At 55.1% G+C, this 25,818-nt stretch carries 21 protein-coding genes, 1 pseudogene and 1 riboswitch; of the genes and pseudogenes, 16 read left to right on the top strand and 6 right to left on the bottom strand.

Features of this window, described 5'->3' with window-relative positions; translation table 11 throughout:
* The 9 genes and pseudogenes from ACCW71_RS20085 to rpoC all read left to right on the top strand — a co-directional run.
* Positions 1-75, top strand: a pseudogene (locus ACCW71_RS20085) (EF-Tu/IF-2/RF-3 family GTPase); the annotation flags it as partial.
* A 229-nt stretch (positions 76-304) separates the two neighbouring features.
* A complete protein-coding gene (gene secE / locus ACCW71_RS20080) occupies positions 305-688 on the top strand; it encodes a preprotein translocase subunit SecE (protein ID WP_008927141.1) in 384 nt (127 codons plus the stop codon).
* Between the two features lies 1 nt (position 689).
* The gene (nusG, locus tag ACCW71_RS20075) at positions 690-1,235 is read left to right on the top strand and encodes a transcription termination/antitermination protein NusG (RefSeq protein ID WP_003848088.1); all 546 of its coding nucleotides are present in this window, start codon (positions 690-692) and stop codon (positions 1,233-1,235) included.
* A 147-nt stretch (positions 1,236-1,382) separates the two neighbouring features.
* A complete protein-coding gene (gene rplK / locus ACCW71_RS20070) occupies positions 1,383-1,811 on the top strand; it encodes a 50S ribosomal protein L11 (protein ID WP_006121495.1) in 429 nt (142 codons plus the stop codon).
* A 3-nt stretch (positions 1,812-1,814) separates the two neighbouring features.
* On the top strand, positions 1,815-2,519 hold the full coding sequence (rplA, locus tag ACCW71_RS20065; RefSeq protein ID WP_436374377.1) for a 50S ribosomal protein L1: 705 nt from the start codon (positions 1,815-1,817) through the stop codon (positions 2,517-2,519).
* A gap of 363 nt (positions 2,520-2,882) precedes the next feature.
* Positions 2,883-3,380, top strand: a complete 498-nt coding sequence (gene rplJ, locus ACCW71_RS20060) for a 50S ribosomal protein L10 (RefSeq protein WP_003848098.1) — start codon at positions 2,883-2,885, stop codon at positions 3,378-3,380.
* Between the two features lie 63 nt (positions 3,381-3,443).
* Positions 3,444-3,806 (top strand): 50S ribosomal protein L7/L12, encoded by a 363-nt coding sequence (gene rplL, locus ACCW71_RS20055; RefSeq protein WP_006121499.1) that lies wholly within the window; start codon positions 3,444-3,446, stop codon positions 3,804-3,806.
* 330 nt (positions 3,807-4,136) lie between these two features.
* Entirely contained in the window at positions 4,137-8,165 is a 4,029-nt protein-coding gene (gene rpoB / locus ACCW71_RS20050) for a DNA-directed RNA polymerase subunit beta (protein WP_436374375.1), read from the top strand.
* 126 nt (positions 8,166-8,291) lie between these two features.
* Positions 8,292-12,515: a DNA-directed RNA polymerase subunit beta' gene (rpoC, locus tag ACCW71_RS20045; RefSeq protein ID WP_436374374.1), complete on the top strand. Its 4,224-nt coding sequence runs from the start codon at positions 8,292-8,294 to the stop codon at positions 12,513-12,515.
* A gap of 55 nt (positions 12,516-12,570) precedes the next feature.
* On the opposite strand, the gene ACCW71_RS20040 is transcribed toward rpoC, so the two are convergent.
* Positions 12,571-12,753 carry a DUF1127 domain-containing protein gene (locus ACCW71_RS20040; RefSeq protein ID WP_436374372.1) on the bottom strand — a complete coding sequence of 61 codons (183 nt, stop codon included), beginning with the start codon at positions 12,751-12,753 and terminating at the stop codon, positions 12,571-12,573.
* A gap of 174 nt (positions 12,754-12,927) precedes the next feature.
* Here ACCW71_RS20040 and ACCW71_RS20035 point away from each other — a divergent pair, with 174 nt between their 5' ends.
* Entirely contained in the window at positions 12,928-14,442 is a 1,515-nt protein-coding gene (locus ACCW71_RS20035) for a PLP-dependent aminotransferase family protein (protein WP_436374370.1), read from the top strand.
* A 132-nt stretch (positions 14,443-14,574) separates the two neighbouring features.
* Here ACCW71_RS20035 and thiE read toward each other — a convergent pair whose 3' ends face one another.
* From thiE to rsd, 3 genes are all read right to left on the bottom strand, one after another.
* Entirely contained in the window at positions 14,575-15,204 is a 630-nt protein-coding gene (thiE, locus tag ACCW71_RS20030) for a thiamine phosphate synthase (protein ID WP_436374368.1), read from the bottom strand.
* 2 nt (positions 15,205-15,206) lie between these two features.
* Entirely contained in the window at positions 15,207-17,129 is a 1,923-nt protein-coding gene (thiC, locus tag ACCW71_RS20025) for a phosphomethylpyrimidine synthase ThiC (protein WP_436374366.1), read from the bottom strand.
* 87 nt (positions 17,130-17,216) lie between these two features.
* A riboswitch (TPP riboswitch) is annotated at positions 17,217-17,317 on the bottom strand.
* A gap of 154 nt (positions 17,318-17,471) precedes the next feature.
* Positions 17,472-17,978, bottom strand: a complete 507-nt coding sequence (gene rsd / locus ACCW71_RS20020) for a sigma D regulator (RefSeq protein WP_436374365.1) — start codon at positions 17,976-17,978, stop codon at positions 17,472-17,474.
* Between the two features lie 89 nt (positions 17,979-18,067).
* On the opposite strand from rsd, the gene nudC reads away from it, so the two are divergent.
* The 6 genes from nudC (at position 18,068) to ACCW71_RS19990 (ending at position 22,463) form a co-directional block, all read left to right on the top strand.
* Positions 18,068-18,838 carry an NAD(+) diphosphatase gene (gene nudC, locus ACCW71_RS20015; RefSeq protein ID WP_436374363.1) on the top strand — a complete coding sequence of 257 codons (771 nt, stop codon included), beginning with the start codon at positions 18,068-18,070 and terminating at the stop codon, positions 18,836-18,838.
* A gap of 40 nt (positions 18,839-18,878) precedes the next feature.
* Positions 18,879-19,946 (top strand): uroporphyrinogen decarboxylase, encoded by a 1,068-nt coding sequence (hemE, locus tag ACCW71_RS20010; RefSeq protein ID WP_436374362.1) that lies wholly within the window; start codon positions 18,879-18,881, stop codon positions 19,944-19,946.
* A 2-nt stretch (positions 19,947-19,948) separates the two neighbouring features.
* Complete coding sequence (nfi, locus tag ACCW71_RS20005; RefSeq protein ID WP_436374360.1) at positions 19,949-20,617, top strand: deoxyribonuclease V; 669 nt, start codon at positions 19,949-19,951, stop codon at positions 20,615-20,617.
* 63 nt (positions 20,618-20,680) lie between these two features.
* Positions 20,681-21,271: a YjaG family protein gene (locus tag ACCW71_RS20000; protein ID WP_436374358.1), complete on the top strand. Its 591-nt coding sequence runs from the start codon at positions 20,681-20,683 to the stop codon at positions 21,269-21,271.
* Positions 21,272-21,459: 188 nt separating this feature from the next.
* Complete coding sequence (gene hupA, locus ACCW71_RS19995; protein WP_003850136.1) at positions 21,460-21,732, top strand: nucleoid-associated protein HU-alpha; 273 nt, start codon at positions 21,460-21,462, stop codon at positions 21,730-21,732.
* Between the two features lie 68 nt (positions 21,733-21,800).
* Complete coding sequence (locus ACCW71_RS19990; protein WP_436374357.1) at positions 21,801-22,463, top strand: DUF1481 domain-containing protein; 663 nt, start codon at positions 21,801-21,803, stop codon at positions 22,461-22,463.
* A gap of 33 nt (positions 22,464-22,496) precedes the next feature.
* Here the strand turns inward: ACCW71_RS19990 and purD are convergent, their stop codons facing one another.
* Both purD and purH read right to left on the bottom strand, forming a co-directional pair.
* Positions 22,497-23,777, bottom strand: coding sequence for a phosphoribosylamine--glycine ligase (gene purD / locus ACCW71_RS19985; RefSeq protein WP_436374355.1), 1,281 nt, complete (start codon positions 23,775-23,777; stop codon positions 22,497-22,499).
* A gap of 18 nt (positions 23,778-23,795) precedes the next feature.
* Entirely contained in the window at positions 23,796-25,385 is a 1,590-nt protein-coding gene (gene purH, locus ACCW71_RS19980) for a bifunctional phosphoribosylaminoimidazolecarboxamide formyltransferase/IMP cyclohydrolase (protein WP_436374354.1), read from the bottom strand.
* Between the last annotated feature and the right edge of the window lie 433 nt (positions 25,386-25,818).

Below are 25,818 nucleotides of genomic sequence, written 5' to 3'. Positions count from 1 at the left end.
GAAGGTCTGCGCTTCGCAATCCGCGAAGGTGGCCGTACCGTTGGCGCGGGTGTTGTTGCTAAAGTTATCGCTTAATTACCGATAACGTTTGACGCAATGCACACGGAAAGGGCATCATTTGATGCCCTTTTTGCACGCTGTTTCATAGAACCTGGCTCATCAGTGATTTTCGATCATAATCATTGCTGAGACAGGCTCTGTTATGCGGCGTTGGATACCGAGTTACGCCCCAAAAGCTCATTCGGTTTGGACGCCTCGCACTGCGGGGCAGAATAGTTTCTGAATTATTGTGGCAGGTTGGTTTATGAGTGCGAATACCGAAGCTCAAGGGAGCGGGCGTGGCCTGGAAGCGGTAAAGTGGGTAGTAGTCGTGTTACTGCTACTTGCAGCGATTGTAGGTAACTACCTCTATCGTGATGTGTCACTGCCACTGCGTGCGTTAGCCGTAGTCGTATTGATTGCAGCGGCTGGCGGCATTGCGCTTTTAACGACCAAAGGCAAAGCGACCGTGGCTTTTGCTCGTGAAGCAAGAACAGAAATGCGCAAGGTTATCTGGCCAACCCGCCAGGAAACACTGCATACCACGTTAATCGTTGCCGCGGTTACCGCCGTGATGTCACTGATTTTGTGGGGGCTGGATGGTATTCTGGTCCGTCTGGTATCGTTTATCACTGGCCTGAGGTTCTGAGATGTCTGAAGCTCCAAAGAAACGCTGGTACGTCGTACAGGCGTTTTCCGGTTTTGAAGGCCGCGTAGCACAGTCGCTGCGCGAGCATATCAAATTGCACAACATGGAAGAGCTGTTTGGCGACGTCATGGTTCCGACTGAAGAAGTCGTGGAGATTCGTGGTGGCCAGCGTCGTAAGAGCGAGCGCAAGTTTTTCCCGGGTTACGTGCTGGTACAGATGGTGATGAATGACGCCAGCTGGCACCTGGTGCGTAGCGTCCCGCGCGTGATGGGATTCATCGGCGGCACCTCGGATCGCCCGGCACCTATCAGCGACAAAGAAGTTGACGCGATCATGAACCGCCTGCAACAGGTGGGTGATAAGCCGCGTCCGAAAACGCTGTTTGAGCCAGGTGAAATGGTCCGCGTTAACGATGGTCCGTTTGCTGACTTTAACGGTGTGGTTGAAGATGTCGATTACGAGAAGAGCCGCCTGACGGTATCCGTTTCCATCTTCGGACGTGCAACACCGGTTGAACTCGACTTCGGTCAGGTGGAGAAGGGTTAATCACTCTCCGCTCACAATTTAGCTGTTGCAGCAGGCGCGAAATTTAACTACAATTTCGCGCCTTTTGTTTTTATGCGCTGGCGACAGCGTATAAATTATTATCACGGGGAGCCTTTACAGGCGCTAAAACCCAATTGAGGAAATATCATGGCTAAGAAAGTCCAAGCCTACGTCAAGCTGCAGGTTGCAGCTGGTATGGCGAACCCAAGTCCACCGGTTGGTCCAGCTCTGGGTCAGCAGGGTGTTAACATCATGGAATTCTGTAAAGCGTTCAACGCGAAGACCGAATCTCTGGAAAAAGGTCTGCCGACTCCAGTTGTTATCACCGTATACAGCGACCGTTCTTTTACCTTTATTACCAAGACACCTCCAGCTGCCGTGCTGCTGAAAAAAGCAGCGGGTATCAAGTCTGGTTCTGGTAAGCCGAACAAAGATAAAGTCGGTAAAGTGACTCGTGCTCAGGTACGTGAAATCGCAGAAACTAAAGCTGCGGACATGACTGGTTCTGACGTTGAAGCGATGACTCGCTCCATCGAAGGTACTGCTCGTTCCATGGGCCTGGTAGTAGAGGACTAAGAAATGGCTAAGCTGACCAAGCGCATGACCGTAATTCGCGACAAAGTTGACGCGACCAAGCAGTACGATATTGCTGAAGCTATTACTCTGCTGAAAGAACTGGCTACCGCCAAGTTCGTTGAAAGTGTTGACGTTGCTGTCAACCTCGGCATTGATGCACGTAAATCTGATCAGAACGTGCGTGGCGCGACCGTTCTGCCACACGGTACTGGTCGTTCAGTACGTGTTGCTGTCTTCTCCCAGGGTGCCAACGCTGAAGCTGCTAAAGCAGCCGGTGCTGAACTGGTAGGTATGGAAGACCTGGCTGAGCAGATCAAGAAAGGCGAAATGAATTTTGACGTTGTTATTGCTTCCCCGGATGCAATGCGCGTTGTTGGCCAGCTGGGCCAGATTCTGGGTCCACGCGGCCTGATGCCTAACCCGAAAGTCGGTACTGTAACCCCTAACGTTGCTGAAGCAGTTAAGAACGCTAAAGCGGGTCAGGTTCGTTATCGTAACGACAAAAACGGCATCATCCACACTACCATTGGTAAAGTGGACTTCGATGCTGACAAACTGAAAGAAAACCTGGAATCTCTGCTGGTTGCGCTGAAAAAAGCGAAACCATCTCAGGCGAAAGGCGTGTACATCAAGAAAGTCAGCATTTCAACCACCATGGGCGCCGGCGTTGCCGTTGACCAGGCTGGTCTGAACGCAACAGCAAACTAATTGCTGCTTGAAACGGGCGAAAAATTCACCTAGAATCTTACGCCCGTTGTTCTGTTATTAGCAGAACAGGACCCAGAAGGTCAGAACCGATTGCTGCGTTTACCGCCTTTCCGTCTGAATCCCCTGCGTCACACAGAATTTAGGTTGGAGCCAGGCCTTATCCTGGCCTCCGTCCAAGACCGCAGGAGCAGCATATCTTCGGATATTCCGCTTAATACCCTGCGTAGACGGTGACAGAACCAAAAGAATTTTTTCTTAGCTGGATTCTGCTCACCGTGTTCGAGCGCTTACTCATCTTCGGGTGAATAAGTGAAGTGAGTTCCGGGGAAATCCTTTCCCGGTCAAATCCAGGAGCAAAAGCTAATGGCATTAAATCTTCAAGACAAACAAGCGATTGTTGCTGAAGTCAGCGAAGTAGCCAAAGGTGCGCTTTCAGCGGTTGTTGCGGATTCCCGTGGCGTTACCGTTGATAAAATGACCGAACTGCGTAAAGCAGGCCGTGAAGCTGGCGTTTACATGCGTGTTGTTCGTAACACCCTGCTGCGCCGCGTCGTTGAAGGAACTCAGTTTGAGTGCCTGAAAGACACGTTTGTTGGTCCGACCCTGATTGCATATTCTATGGAACACCCGGGCGCTGCTGCTCGTCTGTTCAAAGATTTCGCGAAAGCGAATGCAAAATTTGAGGTCAAAGCTGCAGCCTTTGAAGGTGAGCTGATCACGGCGGCTAATATTGACCGTCTGGCAACTCTGCCGACCTACGAAGAAGCACTGGCACGTCTGATGTCGACCATGAAAGAAGCCGCTGCTGGCAAACTGGTCCGCACTCTGGCTGCTGTACGCGACGCGAAAGAAGCGGCTTAAGCCTCTCTTTTTCTCCGTACTTGCTTACGTATAAACTTTTTCTGATTCTTAGGAACAATTGTCATGTCTATCACTAAAGACCAAATTCTGGAAGCTGTTGCAGCGATGTCCGTAATGGAAGTAGTTGAGCTGGTTTCTGCTATGGAAGAAAAATTCGGCGTTTCTGCTGCTGCCGCTGTAGCTGTTGCTGCTGGCCCGGCTGAAGCTGTTGAAGAAAAAACTGAATTCGACGTTATCCTGAAAGCTGTTGGCGCGAACAAAGTAGCAGTTATCAAAGCCGTTCGTACCGCAACTGGTCTGGGCCTGAAAGAAGCCAAAGATCTGGTTGAAGCAACTGGCGTAATCAAAGAAGGCATCAGCAAAGATGACGCAGCTGCACTTGAAGCTGCTCTGAAAGAAGCTGGCGCTGAAGTTGAAGTTAAGTAAGACAGCCTTCGGGTTGCAGTCTGAGTAGTTTTCAGGCTGATGGCTGGTGACTTTTTGGTCACCAGCCTTTTTGCGCTCCAGGGCCTCAATGGGGTTTCACACTGTTTGTCCATTGTTGCTCTTCAATATCTTTCTCTATCGACGACTTAATATACCGCTCTCCTGTGCGGGTTCCCTGCCCTCGCAAAAGCGATGAAATGATTTAAGCGTGATAGAAAGAGGTATTGCACTGCTGCCGCGCAGCCAGTGAATCAAACAAAATCGTGTTGCATGAACTGTCCTGTCAGGACGGACAGCGTGGGTCGACTTGTCAGCTAGCTGAGGAACCCTATGGTTTACTCCTATACCGAGAAAAAACGTATTCGTAAGGATTTTGGTAAACGTCCGCAAGTACTGGACATACCTTATCTCCTTTCCATCCAGCTCGACTCGTTCCAGAAGTTTATCGAGCAAGATCCAGAAGGTCAGTACGGACTGGAAGCTGCATTCCGTTCCGTATTCCCTATTGCGAGCTACAGCGGCAACTCTGAGTTGCAGTATGTGAGCTATCGCTTAGGCGAACCTGTCTTTGACGTGAAAGAGTGTCAGATCCGTGGCGTGACCTATTCGGCACCGCTGCGCGTCAAACTGCGTCTGGTGATCTATGAGCGCGAAGCGCCAGAAGGCACCGTAAAAGACATTAAAGAACAAGAAGTCTACATGGGCGAAATTCCGCTCATGACCGACAACGGTACCTTTGTCATCAATGGTACCGAGCGCGTTATCGTTTCTCAGCTGCACCGTAGTCCTGGCGTGTTCTTTGATAGCGATAAGGGTAAAACCCACTCTTCGGGTAAAGTGCTGTATAACGCACGTATCATCCCTTACCGCGGTTCATGGCTCGACTTTGAGTTTGACCCGAAAGATAACCTGTTCGTCCGTATCGACCGTCGTCGTAAGCTGCCAGCGACCATCATTCTGCGCGCATTACAGTTCACCACGCCTCAAATCCTCGATCTCTTCTTCGAGAAAGTGGTGTTTGAAATCCGTGACAACAAGTTGCAGATGGAGCTGGTACCTGAGCGCCTGCGTGGTGAAACCGCAACCTTCGATATTGAAGCCAACGGCACCGTTTACGTCGAAAAAGGACGTCGCATCACTGCGCGCCATATTCGTCAGCTGGAAAAAGATGGCATTCAGCACATCGAAGTCCCGGTTGAATATATCGCGGGCAAAGTGGTTGCTAAAGATTATATCGATGAGAGCACCGGTGAGCTGATTATTGCAGCGAACATGGAGCTGTCACTGGATCTGCTGGCCAAACTGAGCCAGTCCGGTCACAAGCGCATCGAAACGCTGTTCACCAACGATCTGGACCACGGTCCTTATATCTCTGAGACCCTGCGTGTCGACCCAACCAGCGATCGCCTGAGCGCCCTGGTTGAGATCTACCGTATGATGCGTCCTGGTGAGCCGCCAACGCGCGAAGCGGCAGAGAACCTGTTTGAGAATCTGTTCTTCTCTGAAGATCGTTACGATCTCTCTGCGGTTGGCCGTATGAAGTTCAACCGTTCATTGCTGCGTGATGAAATCGAAGGTTCAGGCATCCTGAGCAAAGAAGACATCATCGAAGTGATGAAAAAACTGATCGACATCCGTAACGGTAAAGGCGAAGTGGACGATATTGACCACCTCGGCAACCGTCGTATTCGTTCAGTGGGTGAAATGGCTGAGAACCAGTTCCGTGTGGGTCTGGTCCGTGTTGAGCGTGCGGTGAAAGAGCGTCTGTCTCTGGGCGACCTCGACACCCTGATGCCACAGGACATGATCAACGCCAAGCCGATTTCGGCCGCGGTGAAAGAGTTCTTTGGTTCCAGCCAGCTCTCTCAGTTTATGGATCAGAACAACCCGCTGTCAGAAATTACGCACAAACGTCGTATTTCTGCCCTTGGCCCAGGCGGTCTGACTCGTGAGCGTGCCGGCTTCGAAGTGCGTGACGTACACCCAACGCACTACGGCCGTGTCTGCCCGATCGAAACCCCTGAAGGTCCGAACATCGGTCTGATCAACTCCCTGTCTGTTTATGCGCAGACCAATGAGTACGGTTTCCTTGAGACGCCTTATCGCCGTGTAATCGACGGTCTGGTATCTGACGAGATTCACTACCTCTCCGCTATCGAAGAGGGTAACTACGTTATCGCTCAGGCGAACGCCTCTCTTGATGAGAATGGCGCGTTTGTTGATGACCTGGTTACCTGCCGTAGCAAAGGCGAATCAAGTCTGTTCAGCCGCGATCAGGTTGACTACATGGACGTTTCCACCCAGCAGGTGGTTTCTGTCGGTGCCTCCCTGATCCCGTTCCTGGAACACGATGACGCCAACCGTGCTCTGATGGGTGCGAACATGCAACGTCAGGCCGTACCTACGCTGCGTGCTGATAAGCCGCTGGTCGGTACCGGTATGGAACGTGCTGTTGCCGTTGACTCCGGTGTGACCGCCGTTGCGAAACGTGGCGGTACCGTACAGTACGTTGACGCATCACGTATCGTTATCAAAGTGAACGAAGACGAAATGCATGCTGGCGAAGCCGGTATCGACATTTACAACCTGACCAAATATACCCGTTCTAACCAGAACACCTGCATCAACCAGATGCCGTGTGTTTCTCTGGGTGAGCCGGTTGAGCGCGGCGACGTGCTGGCAGATGGCCCGTCCACCGACCTGGGTGAACTGGCTCTGGGCCAGAACATGCGTGTCGCGTTCATGCCGTGGAACGGTTACAACTTCGAAGACTCCATCCTGGTCTCCGAGCGCGTGGTTCAGGAAGATCGCTTCACCACAATTCACATCCAGGAACTGGCCTGCGTGTCGCGTGACACCAAGCTGGGGCCGGAAGAGATCACCGCTGATATTCCGAACGTGGGTGAGGCTGCGCTCTCTAAACTGGATGAGTCAGGCATCGTCTACATCGGTGCGGAAGTGACCGGTGGCGACATTCTGGTTGGTAAGGTGACGCCAAAAGGTGAAACCCAGCTGACGCCAGAAGAGAAACTGCTGCGCGCGATCTTCGGTGAAAAAGCCTCTGACGTGAAAGATTCGTCACTGCGCGTACCGAATGGCGTGTCAGGCACCGTGATTGACGTTCAGGTCTTTACCCGCGATGGCGTGGAAAAAGACAAACGTGCGCTGGAAATCGAAGAGATGCAGCTGAAGCAGGCGAAGAAAGACCTGTCTGAAGAGTTGCAGATTCTGGAAGCGGGCCTGTTCAGCCGTATCCAGGCAGTACTGATTTCCGGTGGCGTTGAAGCAGACAAGCTGGACAAGCTGCCGCGCGAGCGCTGGCTGGAGCTGGGTCTGAATGACGAAGCCAAGCAAAACCAGCTGGAGCAGCTGGCAGAGCAGTACGACGAACTGAAGCACGAGTTTGAGAAAAAACTCGAAGGTAAGCGTCGTAAAATCACCCAGGGCGACGATCTGGCACCAGGCGTGCTGAAAATCGTTAAGGTTTATCTGGCCGTTAAACGTCAGATTCAACCGGGTGATAAAATGGCCGGCCGTCACGGTAACAAAGGTGTTATCTCTAAGATCAACCCGATCGAAGATATGCCTTACGATGAAAACGGCACGCCGGTTGACATCGTACTGAACCCGCTGGGCGTACCATCACGTATGAACATCGGTCAGATTCTGGAAACCCACCTGGGTATGGCCGCGAAAGGCATTGGCGAGAAGATCAACGCCATGCTGAAGAAGCAGGAAGAAGTCGCGAAACTGCGTGAGTTCATCCAGCGTGCTTACGACCTGGGCACCGATGTTCGTCAGAAAGTCGACCTGAACACCTTCAGCGACGACGAAGTACTGCGTCTGGCTGAGAACCTGAAGAAAGGTATGCCAATCGCCACTCCGGTGTTTGATGGCGCGAAAGAGAGCGAAATCAAAGAGCTGTTACAGCTCGGCGGCCTGCCTTCTTCCGGTCAGATTACCCTGTTTGACGGCCGTACCGGTGAGCAGTTCGAACGTCAGGTAACCGTTGGCTACATGTACATGCTGAAACTCAACCACCTGGTTGATGACAAGATGCATGCGCGTTCAACCGGTTCCTACAGCCTGGTTACTCAGCAGCCGCTGGGTGGTAAGGCGCAGTTCGGTGGTCAGCGCTTCGGTGAGATGGAAGTATGGGCACTGGAAGCATACGGTGCCGCGTATACCCTACAGGAAATGCTTACCGTTAAGTCTGATGACGTCAACGGTCGTACCAAGATGTATAAAAACATCGTGGACGGCAACCATCAGATGGAACCGGGCATGCCGGAATCCTTCAACGTACTGTTGAAAGAGATTCGCTCGCTGGGTATCAACATCGAGCTGGAAGACGAGTAACCCCCATTTCATGCGGCTTGCCGCCGCCTGAAAGCGCAGGGTTTAAGCGCTCGCAATTGTACTGGTTACGGGGCGTTCAATTTCGGTTGGGCGCCCCCTGAGTCTCACTCCGACGGGAGCTAATCCGTGAAAGACTTACTTAAGTTTCTGAAAGCGCAAACTAAGACCGAAGAGTTTGATGCGATCAAAATTGCGCTGGCTTCGCCAGACATGATCCGTTCCTGGTCTTTTGGTGAAGTGAAAAAGCCAGAAACCATTAACTACCGTACTTTTAAGCCAGAGCGCGATGGTCTGTTCTGTGCCCGTATCTTCGGGCCGGTAAAAGACTATGAGTGCCTGTGCGGTAAGTACAAGCGCCTGAAACACCGTGGTGTGATTTGTGAGAAGTGCGGCGTTGAAGTGACCCAGACTAAAGTACGCCGTGAGCGTATGGGCCACATCGAACTGGCGTCGCCGACCGCGCACATCTGGTTCCTGAAGTCACTGCCATCGCGTATCGGCTTACTGCTGGATATGCCGCTGCGTGACATCGAGCGCGTGCTCTACTTTGAATCTTACGTGGTAATCGAAGGTGGCATGACCAACCTCGAGAAGCGTCAGATCCTGACTGAAGAGCAGTACCTTGACGCGCTGGAAGAGTTCGGTGACGAGTTCGACGCCAAAATGGGCGCCGAAGCGATCCAGGCCCTGTTGAAAAACATGGATCTGGAGCAGGAGTGCGAGCAGCTGCGTGAAGAGCTGAACGAAACCAACTCCGAAACCAAACGTAAAAAACTGACCAAGCGTATCAAGCTGCTGGAAGCGTTCGTGCAATCTGGTAACAAGCCAGAGTGGATGATCCTGACCGTGCTGCCTGTGCTGCCACCGGATCTGCGTCCGCTGGTTCCGCTGGATGGTGGCCGTTTCGCAACGTCGGATCTGAACGATCTCTATCGTCGCGTGATCAACCGTAACAACCGTCTGAAGCGCCTGCTGGATCTGGCTGCGCCAGACATCATCGTGCGCAACGAAAAGCGTATGTTGCAGGAAGCGGTCGATGCGCTGCTGGACAACGGTCGTCGCGGTCGTGCGATCACCGGTTCCAACAAGCGTCCGCTGAAATCGCTGGCTGACATGATCAAAGGTAAGCAGGGTCGTTTCCGTCAGAACCTGCTGGGTAAACGTGTCGACTATTCAGGTCGTTCGGTTATCACCGTAGGTCCATACCTGCGTCTGCATCAGTGCGGTCTGCCGAAGAAAATGGCACTCGAGCTGTTCAAACCGTTCATTTACGGCAAGCTGGAACTGCGTGGCCTGGCCACCACCATCAAAGCCGCGAAGAAAATGGTTGAGCGCGAAGAAGCGGTTGTCTGGGATATCCTCGACGAAGTGATCCGTGAGCACCCGGTTCTGCTGAACCGTGCGCCTACGCTGCACCGTCTGGGTATTCAGGCCTTTGAACCGGTTCTGATCGAAGGTAAAGCGATCCAGCTGCACCCGCTGGTTTGTGCGGCCTATAACGCCGACTTCGATGGTGACCAGATGGCTGTCCACGTACCGCTGACGCTGGAAGCCCAGCTGGAAGCGCGTGCGCTGATGATGTCAACCAACAACATCCTGTCACCTGCGAACGGCGAGCCAATCATCGTTCCTTCTCAGGACGTTGTACTGGGTCTCTACTACATGACCCGTGACTGTGTTAACGCCAAAGGCGAAGGCATGGTGCTGACTGGCCCGAAAGAAGCTGAGCGTGTTTATCGCGCTGGCCTCGCATCGCTGCACGCTCGCGTGAAGGTACGTATTACCGAACACGAGAAAAATGAGCAGGATGAGTGGGTTGCGAAAACCAGCATCATCGATACCACCATTGGTCGCGCCATCCTGTGGATGATCGTGCCAAAAGGTCTGCCTTTCTCCATCGTTAACCAGGCGCTGGGCAAAAAAGCAATCTCCAAAATGCTGAACACCTGTTACCGCATTTTGGGCCTGAAGCCGACCGTTATCTTCGCTGACCAGACCATGTACACCGGTTTCGCTTACGCTGCCCGTTCAGGCGCGTCAGTGGGTATCGACGACATGGTTATCCCAGAGAAGAAAGTGGAAATCATCACCGAAGCGGAAGCGGAAGTGGCTGAGATCCAGGAGCAGTTCCAGTCTGGTCTGGTTACCGCGGGCGAACGTTACAACAAAGTCATCGATATCTGGGCCGCAGCCAACGAACGTGTTGCCAAGGCGATGATGGAAAACCTCTCGACTGAAACCGTGATCAACCGTGACGGCGAAGAAGAGAAACAGGTTTCCTTTAACAGCATCTTTATGATGGCCGACTCCGGTGCGCGTGGTTCTGCTGCACAGATTCGTCAGCTGGCCGGTATGCGTGGTCTGATGGCGAAGCCAGATGGCTCCATCATCGAAACACCGATCACGGCGAACTTCCGTGAAGGGCTGAACGTACTCCAGTACTTCATCTCAACCCACGGTGCGCGTAAAGGTCTGGCGGATACCGCACTGAAAACGGCGAACTCCGGTTATCTGACACGTCGTCTGGTTGACGTTGCACAGGATCTGGTCGTTACCGAAGATGATTGTGGTACCCACGAAGGCATCATGATGACCCCGGTTATCGAAGGTGGTGATGTTAAAGAGCCACTGCGTGAACGTGTACTGGGTCGTGTGACGGCAGAAGACGTGCTGAAGCCTGGCACCGCTGACATTCTGGTTCCGCGTAATACCCTGCTCGATGAGCACTGGTGTGACGTGCTGGAACTGAACTCAGTCGACAGCCTGAAAGTGCGTTCAGTCGTAGGTTGTGAAACCGACTTTGGTGTGTGTGCGCATTGCTACGGTCGCGACCTGGCACGTGGTCACATCATCAACAAAGGTGAAGCGATCGGTGTTATCGCGGCACAGTCCATCGGTGAGCCAGGTACACAGCTGACGATGCGTACGTTCCACATCGGTGGTGCGGCATCACGTGCGGCTGCTGAATCGAGCATTCAGGTGAAGAACAAAGGTACCATCAAGCTGACCAACGCCAAGTCGGTAACGAACTCGGCAGGCAAGCTGGTGATCACCTCGCGTAACGTTGAACTGAAAATGATCGACGAATTTGGTCGTACCAAAGAGAGCTATAAAGTTCCTTACGGTTCTACCATGGCGAAAGGTGATGGTGAGCAGGTTGCCGCGGGCGAAACCGTCGCAAACTGGGATCCGCATACCATGCCGGTTATCACCGAAGTGGGCGGTTTCATTCGCTTCACCGACATGATCGATGGCCAGACCATTACCCGCCAGACAGATGACTTAACCGGTCTCTCCTCGCTGGTGGTGCTGGACAGCGCCGAGCGTACATCAGGCGGTAAAGATCTGCGTCCGGCCCTGAAAATTGTTGATGCCAACGGCAACGACGTTCTGATCCCAGGCACCGATATGCCGGCTCAGTACTTCCTGCCAGGTAAAGCGATTGTTCAGCTGGAAGATGGCGTGAAGATCAGCGCGGGTGACACCCTGGCGCGTGTGCCGCAGGAATCTGGCGGTACCAAAGATATTACCGGTGGTCTGCCACGTGTTGCCGATCTGTTCGAAGCACGTCGTCCGAAAGAGCCAGCAATCCTGGCGGAGATCAGCGGTATCATCTCCTTCGGTAAAGAGACCAAAGGTAAGCGTCGTCTGGTGATTACTCCGCTGGATGGCAGCGAACCGTACGAAGAGATGATTCCGAAATGGCGTCAGCTGAACGTGTTCGAAGGTGAACGTGTTGAGCGCGGTGACGTGGTTTCCGATGGCCCAGAGTCTCCACATGACATTCTGCGTCTGCGTGGCGTGCATGCGGTGACCCGTTATATCACTAACGAAGTGCAGGAAGTTTACCGTCTGCAAGGCGTTAAGATTAACGATAAGCACATCGAAGTCATCGTTCGTCAGATGCTGCGTAAAGCAACCATCATGAGCGCAGGAAGCACCGACTTCCTGGAAGGTGAGCAGGCTGAATTCTCTCGCATCAAGATCTCTAACCGTGATCTGGAAGCGAACGGAAAAGTCGGCGCAACCTTCATGCGTGACCTGCTGGGTATTACCAAAGCGTCACTGGCAACCGAGTCGTTCATCTCTGCTGCATCGTTCCAGGAGACGACCCGTGTCCTGACCGAAGCCGCAGTCGCAGGCAAGCGTGACGAACTGCGCGGCCTGAAAGAGAACGTCATCGTGGGTCGTCTGATCCCGGCCGGTACTGGTTATGCTTACCATCAGGATCGTATGCGCCGTAAAGCGGCAGGCGAAGTTCCGGCAGCACCTCAGGTGACTGCGGATGAAGCCTCAGCCAGCCTGGCCGAACTGTTAAACGCCGGTCTCGGCGGTAGCAAAGACGATTAATCGTCGTCAGCCAGATAAAAACCCTGCTTCGGCAGGGTTTTTTTTTGGTCTGAACTCAGATCTTCCACTCATCGCGGCGCATACCAATATCTTTTAACTGCGCGTCGCTCAGCTTCGCCAGGATAGTGCGGGTCTCCCGCCGCCGCTGCCAGCGTTGATAGCTGCGCCACAGCAAGCGAAGCAGATGGTAAGGCGTGACTGCAAAAGGTTTAGCTGCGCGATTTTCATCATATCCCATGATAGTGCCCTCAATGATTTGCCTGAGCACCATTCTCAGCGGAGCGCTCTGTATGATACAGACGCAAAAATCACTTTTATTTAACATACAGATTGCGGCTGGTGGGATCTGAATGGTAAAAACAGGGGATGACTGTACTGGTCAAATATCAATCTATGCGGAGCAGGGAATACGATGACCCGATATGAACATCTGGCGACACTGCTGGCCCAGCGTATTGAACAGGGGTTATATCGCAGCGGTGAGCGCCTGCCCTCCGTGCGTAGCCTGAGTGCTGAGCATGGCGTCAGCATCAGTACGGTACAGCAGGCTTATCATCTGCTGGAAGAGAAGCAGATGATTATCCCGCAGTCGCGTTCAGGCTATTTCGTGGCGTCACGCAAGGCGACACCGCCGATACCGGCACTGACGCGCCCGGCGCAGCGGCCGGTTGAGGTCACGCAATGGGATGCGGTACTGGCGCTGATCAACAGTCGTCAGGCCGATGATGTGTTGCAGATGGGCAGCGGCATGCCTGATCTGACCCAGCCGACGCTGAAGCCGCTGTGGAAGGCTTTCAGCCGCCAGGCGCAGAAGCAGGAAACGGCACTGCTGAATTATGACAACCTCTATGGTGTGCTGGCGCTGCGTCAACAGGTGGCACGGCTGGCGATTGATAGCGGCTGCCAGCTCACCGCCGATGAGATCGTCATTACCACCGGCTGCCACGAGGCGCTGTCTGTCTCAGTGCGCGCGGTGTGCGAGCCGGGCGATATTATCGCCGTAGAGTCACCCTCGTTTCATGGCATTATGCAAACCCTGCGCGGCTTTGGCATTCGGGCCATTGAGATCCCCACGGACGCAGTGACCGGTATCAGCCTCGAAGCGCTGGAGCTGGCTTTTGATCAATGGCCGATCAAAGCGGTGGTGGTGGTGCCGAACTGTAACAACCCGCTGGGTTTTATCATGCCGGAACCGCGCAAACGGGCCTTGCTGACGCTGGCACAGCGTTTTGATGCGGCGATCATTGAAGATGATGTTTATGGCGAATTAGCCTGGGAGTATCCCCGTCCCCCCACCATTAAAGCGCTGGATCTCGATGGCCGGGTACTGCTGTGCAGCTCCTTTTCAAAAACCCTGGCACCCGGTTTGCGTGTCGGCTGGGTTGCGCCGGGTCGTTATCGCGACCGCGTGCTGCACATGAAATATATCGTCACCGGTTCCACCGCCACGCAGCCGCAGCATGCGGTCTCAGAATTTATCCGCCAGGGCCATTATCAGCCTCATCTGCGCCGGATGCGGCAAATCTATCACCGCAACTATGAGGCCTTCAGCTGCTGGGTGCGGCACTATTTCCCCTGTGGCATCTGCGTCTCCCGTCCGCAGGGCGGCTTTCTGATGTGGATAGAGCTGCCCGAAGCCTTTGATGCCGTGCGGCTGAATCGCGAACTGCTTGAATCAAATATTCAGATTGCGGTGGGATCGCTGTTTTCAGCATCGGGTAAATACCGTAACTGTCTGCGTCTGAACTATGCGTTGCCGATCAATGACCAGACTGAGCAGGCGCTGGCGCAGGTGGGGGCGGCCGTTGAGCGGGCCATGCTCTCATGCCAGCATGATTCGTCTGCGTCAGCCTCTCACCGGTTAAATCGGGAAAGGCAGGGCCAGCAAGAGGAGGAAACTGGCCCTGGTCAGATAACCTTAACCTGACGCAGGCCACGTTAAGGTTTCCGGTCGCGGCGCGCCAGCTCCAGACGTCAGGGCTGCGCGCCGCCTTCCCAGATTATTTCTGGCTTTGCATCTGTTGCATGGCCTGTGCGGAAGGGGTTCCAGAAAACCCTATTACTGGCGGTCGGGTTCGGCCAGCGCCAGCAGGGTACGTGTTGCTTCACGCCAGTCATCCGCCTGGGTAATCGCACTCACCACCGCAATACTGCCCACGCCGGTTGCCAGCACCTCCGGCGTTCGCGCAAGGGTGATGCCGCCAATCGCCACGGTGGGGATATGCGTCAGCCGTGTCAGGTGGCGCTTCAGTTCTGCTAAGCCCTGCGGAGCGGAAGGCATCTCTTTGGTCTGCGTGGGAAAAATATGACCCAGTGCGATGTAAGAGGGCTGAATAGCCAGCGCCCGCTCCAGTTCCGCATCATCGTGGGTGGAGATCCCCAGGCGTAATCCCGCCTGATAAATCGCGTCCAGATTGGCGACATCCAGATCCTCCTGACCCAGATGCACACCATACGCCTGATGCTTAATCGCCAGCTGCCAGTAGTCATTAATAAACAACCGCGCGTCGTAGCGTCTGCCGAGCGCTATCGCCCGCACAATGGCCGGTTCAGCCCGCTCATCGGGCTGATCTTTGATGCGCAGTTGCAGAGTGCGAACGCCAGCCTCTAACAGACGTTCAATCCACTCCGGGCTATCAACCACCGGATAAAGCCCGAGGCGGGGTGCGGTAGCGGGGAATGCGGGCATGGTTACTCCTTCTCAAGGGTGTCGGCGGGGTGATAAAGCTCACCGCCGCGGCTGCGGAAATTATCTGACATCTGTGTCATACCCACTTCAACGTACTGCGTAACGGCTTCCTGACGGGCGGCGAAGTCGCGCACCTCCTGGGAAATTTTCATTGAGCAGAATTTAGGACCGCACATCGAACAGAAGTGGGCGACCTTGCCTGACTCCTGCGGCAGGGTTTCGTCATGCATCGCGCGGGCCGTCTGTGGATCGAGCGCCAGATTAAACTGATCTTCCCAGCGGAATTCAAAGCGCGCTTTTGACATCGCGTTATCCCGGATCTGCGCGCCGGGATGGCCTTTCGCCAGATCGGCGGCATGGGCCGCAATTTTGTAGGTGATCAATCCCTGCTTCACATCCTCTTTATTCGGCAGGCCCAGGTGCTCTTTGGGGGTGACGTAGCAGAGCATGGCGCAGCCAAACCAGCCAATCATCGCCGCCCCGATACCTGAGGTAATGTGGTCATAGCCGGGCGCGATGTCGGTCGTCAGCGGGCCCAGGGTATAGAAGGGGGCTTCAGCGCACTGTTCGAGCTGCTCGGTCATGTTGCGGCGGATCATATGCATCGGCACGTGTCCCGGACCTTCAATCATCACCTGCACGTCATACTCCCAGGCAATCCGGGTCAGCTCGCCCAGGGTGCGCAGTTCGGCAAACTGCGCCTCGTCGTTCGCATCCTGAATGGAGCCGGGCCGTAAGCCGTCACCCAGCGACAGCGATACATCATAAGCGGCGCAGATCTCGCAGATTTCACGGAAATGCTGATAAAGAAAACTCTCCTGATGATGGGACAGACACCATTTTGCCATGATCGATCCGCCGCGTGAGACAATCCCGGTCAGTCGTCTGGCCGTCATCGGGACATAACGCAGCAGTACGCCGGCGTGGATGGTGAAGTAATCGACCCCCTGTTCCGCCTGCTCCAGCAGCGTGTCCCGGAAAACGTCCCAGTTCAGCGCCTCGGCCACGCCGTTAACTTTCTCCAGCGCCTGATAAATTGGCACCGTGCCGATCGGCACCGGACTGTTGCGCAAAATCCATTCGCGCGTTTCATGAATATTGCGGCCGGTAGAGAGATCCATCACCGTGTCGGCACCCCAGCGCGTCGACCAGACCAGCTTTTCTACCTCCTCCTCAATGGATGACGTCACCGCCGAATTGCCAATGTTGGCGTTGACCTTGACCAGGAAGTTGCGGCCTATAATCATCGGCTCCGATTCAGGATGATTGATATTGGCCGGAATGATGGCGCGACCGGCTGCGACCTCCTGACGGACGAACTCGGGCGTAATATTCTCCGGCAGATGGGCGCCAAAACTGTGGCCCGGATGCTGTTGCAGCAGAACCTCACTGCGGATGCGCTCCCGCCCCATATTCTCCCGCAGGGCGATAAACTCCATCTCCGGGGTAATGACGCCCTGACGGGCATAGTGCAACTGGGTGACGCAGCGACCTGCACGCGCCCGACGCGGTACGGGCAGCGGATCGAAGCGCAGAGAGTCAAGCGCTTCGTCGGCCAGCCGCTGCCGGGTATAGCCGGAGCTGTTTTGCGGCAGCCATTCGCTGTCGTCACGTTCAGCGATCCAGCGCGCCCGCACTTTTTCCAGACCGCGATGGAGATCGATCGTTGCCGCGGGATCGCCATAGGCGCCCGCGGTGTCATAGACCGGCACCGCTTCATTTTGCTCATAGTGAGGCTGTTCTTTGCTGCCGCCAGTGTGGGTCGGGGTTAGCGTGATCTCCCGCATCGGAACGCGAATATCGTCCCGGCTGCCGTGGATCCAGATGCGACGGGATTGCGGAAATGCACTGCCGCTTCGCAGAGAATCGATAAATCCCTGCGCCTGGGCACGTTGTTCGCGACGGGTCATTTTTGAGTCAGACATAGCAATCTTCCTGTTAAAGGGGAACGTTGCTTGTCCGGAGTTCGGAAGGAGTAACAGTACAGAAGGCATCAGAATGCTGGTGCACTGAGAAGATTTACTCTTGTTCCCTTCGCAGGTTCTAACCTGATCAGGTTCCGCGGATCCCGAATGAACGGTCTCAGCCCGGCAGGGCACTCCGACAAGAATCTGTTTTTACGCCTGGCTCTGAGTCACAACAGCTTCAGGCGTAAAAACGTTAATAGCATAGCGTGAATAAAAAAGGTTCTTTGGCTGCTCACCTCAGAACCTGTTCAGCATAAAAGGGCTGCGAAATAAACTCAACCCGATTATCCAGCAGGGCGGTTAAGCCGGACGGGCAATCTGGCTGTCATTGGCCACCGGCGGGGGGGCGAGCTGGTTATCCCATGCCAGCTGGATCAGCTTATCTTCCAGCGTAAAACGCGCTTCCAGCACTTCACCCACTTCGGACAGCGCCTGCTGAAAGGTCATGCAGTTCTCATCGTCGATAGCCTGCTGGAGATGGCCGTCATACAGCTGCATCAGCCGCTCCGTGTTGGCTTCCAGCGGTGGATAGATCTGTGCAGCCGCAATCATCGGACTGTCACCACTCATCTCACTGATCACCCGCTCATAAATGCTGAAGTGACCGGCGGAGAGGTAATCCACCAGGCCGTGACAGAAGTTATCCAGCGCCTGTTCATCCAGACGGGTCAGGGCTTCTTTATTGGGTTTCAGGCCGACCAGGTGGTAATAGGTCACCAGCAGCTGACGACGGGCTTCAAGCCACGAATCGACCAGTTCATTGCTGCCACCTACGCGTTCAGCCAGGACGTCTAACTGGTTAAGCATATCTAACTCCATGTGAGTTATAGTTGTTCATCTACACACTTAACATCAGGGCTTCAGCGTGCGATTTGACGCTAAGGATGACGAAATAAATGCAATGCGAAATCTCAAGCGTAGACGCTGGATGGTGGATTGTCAGCCATGAACAGAAACTTTGGTTGCCGCAGGGTGATTTACCCCACGGAAAAGCCGAAAAATTTGGTTTAGCGGGCAGTAAAGCTCGCCTCATTGGTGAGTGGCAGGGGGAAAAGGTCTGGCTGATTTGTGAGCCGCGTTCTGAAGATATCTATTCAGTACGCCAGCTGATCGATCAGGAGCCGGGACTGTTTCAGCTGGTGGGGCGCGGCGTGCAGCTGGCGGAATTTTATCGCTCTCATCGCTGGTGCGGCTATTGCGGCCACGAGATGCACCACAGCAAGCATGAATTTGCCTGTCTGTGCAGCCATTGCCGCGAACGTTACTACCCGCAGATTGCGCCCTGCATCATCGTCGCTATCCGTCGCGGTGACGAAATCCTGCTGGCGAACCACGCCCGTCATCGTAACAAGGTCTACACCGTGCTGGCGGGCTTTGTTGAGGTCGGCGAGACGCTGGAGCAGGCGGTCGCCCGTGAAGTGATGGAAGAGAGCAACATCCGCGTCAAAAATGTCCGTTATGTCACTTCACAGCCGTGGCCTTTCCCGCAATCGCTGATGACCGCCTTTATGGCGGAGTATGACAGCGGCGATCTGCAACACGATGGCAAAGAGCTGCTGGACGCCGCCTGGTTCCGCTTTGACGCTCTGCCGCTGTTGCCTCCGCCGGGCACCGTGGCGCGCCGCCTGATTGAAGATACCGTCGCCCTGTGCCGCGCCGAAGTGTGAAAGTGCTACACTACACGCCTGTCATAGAGAGAGTGTTGAGATGAGTGAACTGAAGAACGATCGTTATTTGCGTGCCCTGCTGCGTCAGCCGGTAGATGTCACGCCGGTGTGGATGATGCGACAAGCCGGGCGCTATTTGCCGGAGTACAAAGCGACACGCGCCCAGGCGGGTGATTTTATGTCGCTGTGTAAAAACGCCGAACTGGCCTGTGAAGTCACCCTGCAACCGCTGCGTCGCTATCCGCTGGATGCCGCTATCCTCTTCAGTGACATCCTGACCATCCCCGATGCGATGGGGCTGGGCCTCTATTTCGAAACGGGCGAAGGCCCGCGCTTCTCTAACCCCGTGACCTGCCGTGCAGACGTCGAGCGTTTACCGGTGCCCGATCCTGAGATGGAGCTGGGTTATGTGATGAACGCGGTGCGTACCATCCGTAAGAACCTGAACGGCGATCTGCCGCTGATTGGCTTCTCAGGCAGTCCGTGGACGCTGGCGACCTATATGGTGGAAGGTGGCAGCAGTAAAGCCTTCACCAAAATTAAGAAGATGATGTATGCCGATCCCGCCACGCTGCACGCGATGCTGGATAAGCTGGCCGATAGCGTCATCCTCTATCTCAACGCCCAGATCCGCGCCGGTGCGCAATCGGTTATGGTGTTTGATACCTGGGGTGGCGTGCTGACCGGTCGTGATTACCGAGAGTTCTCACTCCACTATATGCATAAAATCGTCGACGGCCTGCTGCGTGAAAACGACGGTCGCCGCGTGCCGGTAACGCTGTTCACCAAAGGGGGCGGGCAGTGGCTGGAAGCGATGGCGGCCACCGGCTGTGACGCGCTGGGTCTTGACTGGACCACCGATATTGACGACGCGCGACGTCGTGTTGGCGATAAAGTCGCGCTACAGGGCAATATGGACCCCTCAATGCTCTATGCGCCGCCAGCGCGTATCGAACAGGAAGTGGCGGGTATCCTTGAGCGCTTTGGCGCAGGCACCGGCCATGTCTTTAATCTGGGTCACGGTATTCATCAGGATGTGCCACCGGAACATGCGGGCGTCTTTGTTGAGGCGGTGCACCGTTTATCACGCCCCTGGCATCAGGAGTAATTATGGATATTGCCGCACTGCGCGCTGAGCAGCTGCAACGCGCCGCTGAAGTGGTGCGTGTGGATGACTTTGATATTTTACCGCCCCGCTATATTGGCGGGGCAGATGTGGGATTTGAACAGGAGGGGACCATCACGCGCGCGGCGCTGGTGGTACTGGAGTATCCGTCGTTAAGGCTGGTGGAACATCGCATCGCGCGTATTGATACCACCATGCCCTATATTCCGGGCTTTCTCTCCTTCCGCGAATATCCGGCGCTGCTGGCCGCCTGGCAAATGCTGGAGCAGAAGCCGGATCTGCTGTTTGTGGATGGGCATGGCATTTCGCATCCACGGCGACTCGGTGTGGCGTCGCATTTTGGCCTGATGGTCGATGTGCCGACCATTGGCGTAGCAAAAAGCCGCCTCTGCGGCCGTTTTGCCGATCTCGATGCAGAACCGGGCAGCCGTCAGCCGCTGATCGATAAAGGTGAGCAGATAGGCTGGGTCTGGCGCAGCAAGCAGCGCTGCAACCCGCTGTTTGTCGCCACCGGCCATCGGGTCAGCCTGGATACGGCGCTGCACTGGGTTGAAAACTGCACCCGTGGCTACCGTTTGCCGGAGCCAACCCGCTGGGCCGACGCGGTCGCCTCAAATCGCCCGGCTTTCCAGCGCTGGCAAAACGCGCTTTAACACTGTTTGTGTTGCGCTTTTGCAGTTACACTGCCGCCAGCGAAACGAATAAGAGCCACCTTTATGTTACAAAATCCCGTTCATCTGCGTCTGGCGAAGCTGGAAAGCTGGCAGCACCTGACTTTTATGGCTTGTCTGTGTGAGCGCATGTATCCCAACTACCGCGCTTTCTGCGAGCAGACAGAATTTGCCGATCCGGCACTCTATCGCCGTATTCTTGATCTTATCTGGGAAAACCTGACGGTCAAAGATGCGAAGATTAACTTTGACAGTCAGCTGGAAAAACTCGAAGCCGCCATTCCTGATGGCGATGCGTTTGAGGTTTACGGCGTTTATCCGGCGATTGATGCCTGCGTGGCATTAAGCGAAGTGGTCCATGCGCAGCTAAGCGGTGAAACGCTGGAGCATGCGATTGAGGTCAGCAAGACCTCCATTACCACCGTCGCCATGCTGGAGATGACCCAGGCTGGACGGGAAATGACCGACGAAGAGTTGCGTGAAAACCCGGCTATCATCGATGAATGGGATCTTCAGTGGGAGATTTTCCGCCTGCTGGCAGAGTGCGAAGAGCGCGACCTGGAGCTGATTAAAGGCCTGCGATCTGACCTGCGAGAAGCGGGAATAAGTAACATCGGTATAAATTTCCAGCAGTAAGGCGATAAAACGTGACTTCAGGCCCGAATTAGCGCGCCTGGAGGCTTCACATCGGCCCCCTCTCTGGTCTACATTTGGGGGGCTGAAAATTGTGGCTATCGGTGCGTGCAGGCAGAAGAGTGCCAGAATATGGCTTTTCCCTCGCACTCGTTGCTTAGCAAGCGATAAATACACTTTAAGGATAACTTATGAACAAGACTCAACTGATTGATGTGATCGCAGAAAAAGCTGACCTGTCTAAAACCCAGGCAAAGGCAGCGCTGGAATCGACTCTGGCTGCGATCACTGAGTCTCTGAAAGATGGTGATGCTGTACAACTGGTTGGTTTTGGTACTTTTAAAGTGAACCACCGCGCTGAGCGTACCGGTCGTAACCCGCAGACTGGCAAAGAGATCAAAATCGCTGCAGCAAACGTACCGGCATTCGTGTCTGGTAAAGCGCTGAAAGACGCCGTTAAGTAAGACGTCGCACTGCGGTTAAGCTTTAAAACAGGGGGCGTTTCGCCCCTTTTGTTTAAGGGTCTGCCATTATGACCACGCTGTCTCAGCGTTTATCTGCCCTGTTTCTCTCCCTGTTCGTTGTTGGTTGTAGCTCCACTCCAGATATTCCCCCGTTTTCTGCCAGCGGCTATTTAGCCGATCGCGGCGTCGTCCGTATCTGGCGCAAAAACAGCGATCACCAGTCGGTTCATATCCGCACCTTCTATACCCCGTTCAGCGGCGGTGAAGATGAAGTCACCGATTATGTCTGGCTGGAAGAGGCGCTGATCAGCGTTCAGCGTCAGGTTAAAGGCGATCAGCCCGATGATGTCACCCTGCGGTTCGATCAGGAAGGTGGCCTGAACTTCATGCAGCGGCAGCTGGCGGGCCGGCGTGAAGCGGTCAGTCCCGACGCGGTTGAACTCTATAAGTTTGATGCCCGGCGGATGCGCCAGCTCAGCGATGCGCTGTTGAGTGGTCGGGTGTTTCTCCGGCAGGGGCGCTGGCAGGGGTATAACCGGCTGGAGAGCTGTGAAGGCCAGCAGGTGAAGACCGCCTTTGACGCTGATACCTTGCAGATGCTGGCACAGCAGCAACGCGAAGCGTCGGCACCGCTGATGGTCTCATGGCTGGAAGCGCCGGAAGGCGTACAGCTGCTGCGGATAAGTCAGCGGGATACGTGCGCACAGCAGCCGAAAGAAGAAGAGATGTAGATGAAAGAAGGGGGCACTGTGTGCCCCCTGAATTTATTTGCGGTTAATCGCCCGATAGCCAATATCGCGGCGGCAGAAGCTGCCCTGCCATGAGACAGGCTGGGCCAGCTCGTAAGCCCGCTTTTGCGCCGCAGCGACATCTTCGCCCAGAGCGGTGACGCAGAGCACGCGGCCACCGTTGGTCAGTACCCGATCTTCTTCCAGTCGCGTTCCGGCATGGAACACCTTGCCGTCAGCCACCTCTTCCAGCGGCAGACCGTGGATCTGATCGCCCTGGCTGTAATCACCCGGATAGCCGCCAGCGGCCAGCACCACGCCCAGCGCAGGACGCGGATCCCACTCTGAGCTTTTCTGATCCAGCTTACCGTCACAGGCTGCCAGACAAAGATCGACCAGATCCGACTGCAAGCGCAGCATGATCGGCTGCGTTTCTGGATCGCCAAAGCGACAGTTGAATTCGATCACTTTCGGCTGCCCGGTGGGATCGATCATCAGGCCGGCATACAGGAAACCGGTATAGACGTTGCCTTCGGCAGCCATGCCCCGCACCGTTGGCCAGATAACCTGGTCCATCACGCGCTGGTGGACCTCATCAGTCACCACCGGCGCAGGCGAGTAGGCGCCCATTCCGCCGGTGTTCAGACCGGTATCACCCTCGCCGACGCGCTTGTGATCCTGGCTGGTGGCCATTGGCAGCACATGCTCGCCATCGACCATCACGATGAAGCTGGCCTCTTCGCCCTCCAGAAACTCCTCAATCACAATACGGTGTCCTGCATCGCCAAAGGCGTTACCGGCCAGCATATCCTGAACCGCAGCCTCCGCTTCCTGCAACGTCATCGCCACAATCACACCTTTACCGGCGGCCAGGCCGTCAGCTTTTATGACGATAGGCGCGCCTTTCTCACGCAGATAGGCAAGAGCAGGTTCAACTTCGGTGAAGTTCTGGTACTCCGCGCTGGGAATCTGATGGCGGGCGAGGAAATCTTTAGTAAAGGCTTTCGAGCCTTCCAGCTGAGCGGCTGCCTGCGTCGGGCCAAAAATAGTCATGCCAGCAGCGCGAAAGGCATCAACCACGCCCGCTACCAGCGGCGCTTCCGGTCCGACAATGGTCAGATCGATCTTTTCGCGCTGCGCAAATGCCAGCAGGGCAGGGGTGTCGGAGGCGGCGATCTCTACATTTTGCAGGGCAGGCTCTAATGCGGTCCCGGCGTTACCCGGTGCGACATAGACGGTTTCCGCCAGCGGAGACTGTGCCGCTTTCCATGCCAGAGCGTGCTCACGTCCGCCATTGCCGATCACTAAAATTTTCATCTGCTTATCTCCAAACAATTAATGGCGGAAGTGGCGCATATCAGTAAAGATCATCGCGATGCCGTGCTCGTCGGCTGCGGCGATCACCTCTTCATCACGGATCGAGCCGCCTGGCTGGATAACGCAGCTCACGCCAACCGCGGCTGCGGCGTCAATACCGTCACGGAACGGGAAGAACGCATCTGACGCCATCGCCGAGCCTTTCACTTCCAGACCTTCATCGCCCGCTTTGATACCCGCGATTTTCGCCGAGTAGACGCGGCTCATCTGTCCGGCGCCAATACCGATAGTCATGCCGTCGCGCGCATAGACAATGGCGTTGGACTTAACGAACTTCGCCACTTTCCAGCAGAACAGCGCATCACGCAGCTCCTGCTCTGTCGGCTGACGCTGGCTGACCACGCGCAGCTGGCTGGCATCGACCATGCCCAGATCGCGATCCTGAACCAGTAAGCCACCGTTAACACGTTTGAAATCGAGTGCGGCAACCCGGCTCTGCCAGCTGCCACAGACCAGCACGCGGACGTTTTGCTTCGCGGCGGTAATTTTCAGGGCCGCTTCCGAAACCGCAGGCGCGATGATCACCTCGACAAACTGACGGCTGATAATGGCCTGTGCGGTCGCTTCATCCAGTTCACGGTTAAACGCGATGATGCCGCCAAAAGCGGAGGTAGGATCGGTCTGATAAGCGCGATCATAGGCCGCCAGCAGAGAGTCACCGGTCGCGACGCCGCAGGGGTTAGCATGTTTGACGATGACACAGGCAGGTTCATCAAACTCTTTTACACACTCCAGGGCGGCGTCCGTATCGGCAATGTTGTTGTAAGAGAGCGCTTTGCCCTGAACCTGCTGCGCGGTGGCAACGGAGGCTTCAGCGATCTGCTCTTCTATATAGAAGGCCGCATCCTGATGGCTGTTTTCGCCGTAGCGCATATCCTGCTTCTTAATGAAGTTAAGATTCAGCGTGCGCGGGAAGCGGCCAGCGGGCTGGTTACGTTCGCCGTGATAGGCGGGCACCAGGCTACCAAAATAGTTGGCGATCATGCTGTCGTAAGCGGCGGTGTGCTCGAACGCTTTGATGGCGAGGTCGAAACGGGTCTCCAGCGTCAGGCTATTCTGGTGGGCATCCATCTCGGCAATGATCGCGTCGTAATCGCTGCTCCTGACCACAATCGCCACATCTTTATGATTCTTGGCGGCAGAGCGGACCATGGTCGGGCCGCCGATGTCGATGTTTTCCACCGCATCTTCCAGCGAACATCCTTCACGGGCTACGGTCTGGGCAAAGGGATAGAGATTCACGACCACCATGTCGATTGGGCTGATCTCATGCTGCGCCATAATCTCATCATCCTGGCCGCGACGACCAAGGATGCCGCCGTGCACTTTCGGGTGCAGGGTTTTGACACGTCCATCCATCATTTCCGGGAAACCGGTATAGTCAGACACTTCGGTGACAGCCAGGCCCGCTTCCGCCAGCAGACGGGCAGTGCCACCTGTGGAGAGCAGTTCGACACCGCGACTGGAGAGCGCCTGAGCAAATTCGAGGATACCGGCTTTGTCAGAGACACTGAGCAAGGCACGGCGTACAGGACGAGGTTGTTGCATGGTGGTTTATCCCTTGGCTTTGGTTCGCGTATATAAGAGCGTTACATCAGGCTTAACGATCTTGTTTGCCTCTATATATAAGAAGAAAAGATCGAAAACCTCAGGTAACGCCCCGAAAAGGGGTGTCCGTGACGTCGCCCGGCATTGTAGCGAAAACGTTTGCGTGATGCTCGTCTAAATTCGCTGTGCCGGATGAGTGTGGATAACGTTGTGCGTAACTGCGTATAACCACGGCTTTTGCTGTGGAATGCAGCGAACGCGCTTTTTTATGCAATTTATCCATTGCGCCTGTCAGACAACTCCCTATAATGCGCCTCCATCGACACGGCACAACGGTTTACGGAGTGCAGCGTTGAGAGGTTCAGGAAACTGACCCGCCGGAGAAAAACTTCTGAAAAAGAGGTTGACTCTGAAGGAGGAAAGCGTAATATAC

The organism is Pantoea sp. C2G6, assembly GCF_051336815.1.
Lineage (GTDB): Bacteria > Pseudomonadota > Gammaproteobacteria > Enterobacterales > Enterobacteriaceae > Pantoea.
Note: the sequence above shows the minus strand (reverse complement) of the source record. Positions and strands in the feature narration are given on the sequence as shown.

Excerpts from the sequence above, each read along its gene's own strand:
- secE (WP_008927141.1), top strand. The coding sequence starts at position 305 with ATGAGTGCGAATACCGAAGCTCAAGGGAGCGGGCGTGGCCTGGAAGCG.
- thiE (WP_436374368.1), bottom strand. The coding sequence starts at position 15,204 with ATGCCCGCATTCCCCGCTACCGCACCCCGCCTCGGGCTTTATCCGGTG.
- rplJ (WP_003848098.1), top strand. The coding sequence starts at position 2,883 with ATGGCATTAAATCTTCAAGACAAACAAGCGATTGTTGCTGAAGTCAGC.
- rsd (WP_436374365.1), bottom strand. The coding sequence starts at position 17,978 with ATGCTTAACCAGTTAGACGTCCTGGCTGAACGCGTAGGTGGCAGCAAT.
- purD (WP_436374355.1), bottom strand. The coding sequence starts at position 23,777 with ATGAAAATTTTAGTGATCGGCAATGGCGGACGTGAGCACGCTCTGGCA.
- rplA (WP_436374377.1), top strand. The coding sequence starts at position 1,815 with ATGGCTAAGCTGACCAAGCGCATGACCGTAATTCGCGACAAAGTTGAC.
- thiC (WP_436374366.1), bottom strand. The coding sequence starts at position 17,129 with ATGTCTGACTCAAAAATGACCCGTCGCGAACAACGTGCCCAGGCGCAG.
- ACCW71_RS19990 (WP_436374357.1), top strand. The coding sequence starts at position 21,801 with ATGACCACGCTGTCTCAGCGTTTATCTGCCCTGTTTCTCTCCCTGTTC.
- rplL (WP_006121499.1), top strand. The coding sequence starts at position 3,444 with ATGTCTATCACTAAAGACCAAATTCTGGAAGCTGTTGCAGCGATGTCC.
- ACCW71_RS20000 (WP_436374358.1), top strand. The coding sequence starts at position 20,681 with ATGTTACAAAATCCCGTTCATCTGCGTCTGGCGAAGCTGGAAAGCTGG.
- nudC (WP_436374363.1), top strand. The coding sequence starts at position 18,068 with ATGCAATGCGAAATCTCAAGCGTAGACGCTGGATGGTGGATTGTCAGC.
- ACCW71_RS20035 (WP_436374370.1), top strand. The coding sequence starts at position 12,928 with ATGACCCGATATGAACATCTGGCGACACTGCTGGCCCAGCGTATTGAA.
- ACCW71_RS20040 (WP_436374372.1), bottom strand. The coding sequence starts at position 12,753 with ATGGGATATGATGAAAATCGCGCAGCTAAACCTTTTGCAGTCACGCCT.
- hemE (WP_436374362.1), top strand. The coding sequence starts at position 18,879 with ATGAGTGAACTGAAGAACGATCGTTATTTGCGTGCCCTGCTGCGTCAG.
- nfi (WP_436374360.1), top strand. The coding sequence starts at position 19,949 with ATGGATATTGCCGCACTGCGCGCTGAGCAGCTGCAACGCGCCGCTGAA.
- nusG (WP_003848088.1), top strand. The coding sequence starts at position 690 with ATGTCTGAAGCTCCAAAGAAACGCTGGTACGTCGTACAGGCGTTTTCC.
- hupA (WP_003850136.1), top strand. The coding sequence starts at position 21,460 with ATGAACAAGACTCAACTGATTGATGTGATCGCAGAAAAAGCTGACCTG.
- purH (WP_436374354.1), bottom strand. The coding sequence starts at position 25,385 with ATGCAACAACCTCGTCCTGTACGCCGTGCCTTGCTCAGTGTCTCTGAC.
- rplK (WP_006121495.1), top strand. The coding sequence starts at position 1,383 with ATGGCTAAGAAAGTCCAAGCCTACGTCAAGCTGCAGGTTGCAGCTGGT.
- rpoB (WP_436374375.1), top strand. The coding sequence starts at position 4,137 with ATGGTTTACTCCTATACCGAGAAAAAACGTATTCGTAAGGATTTTGGT.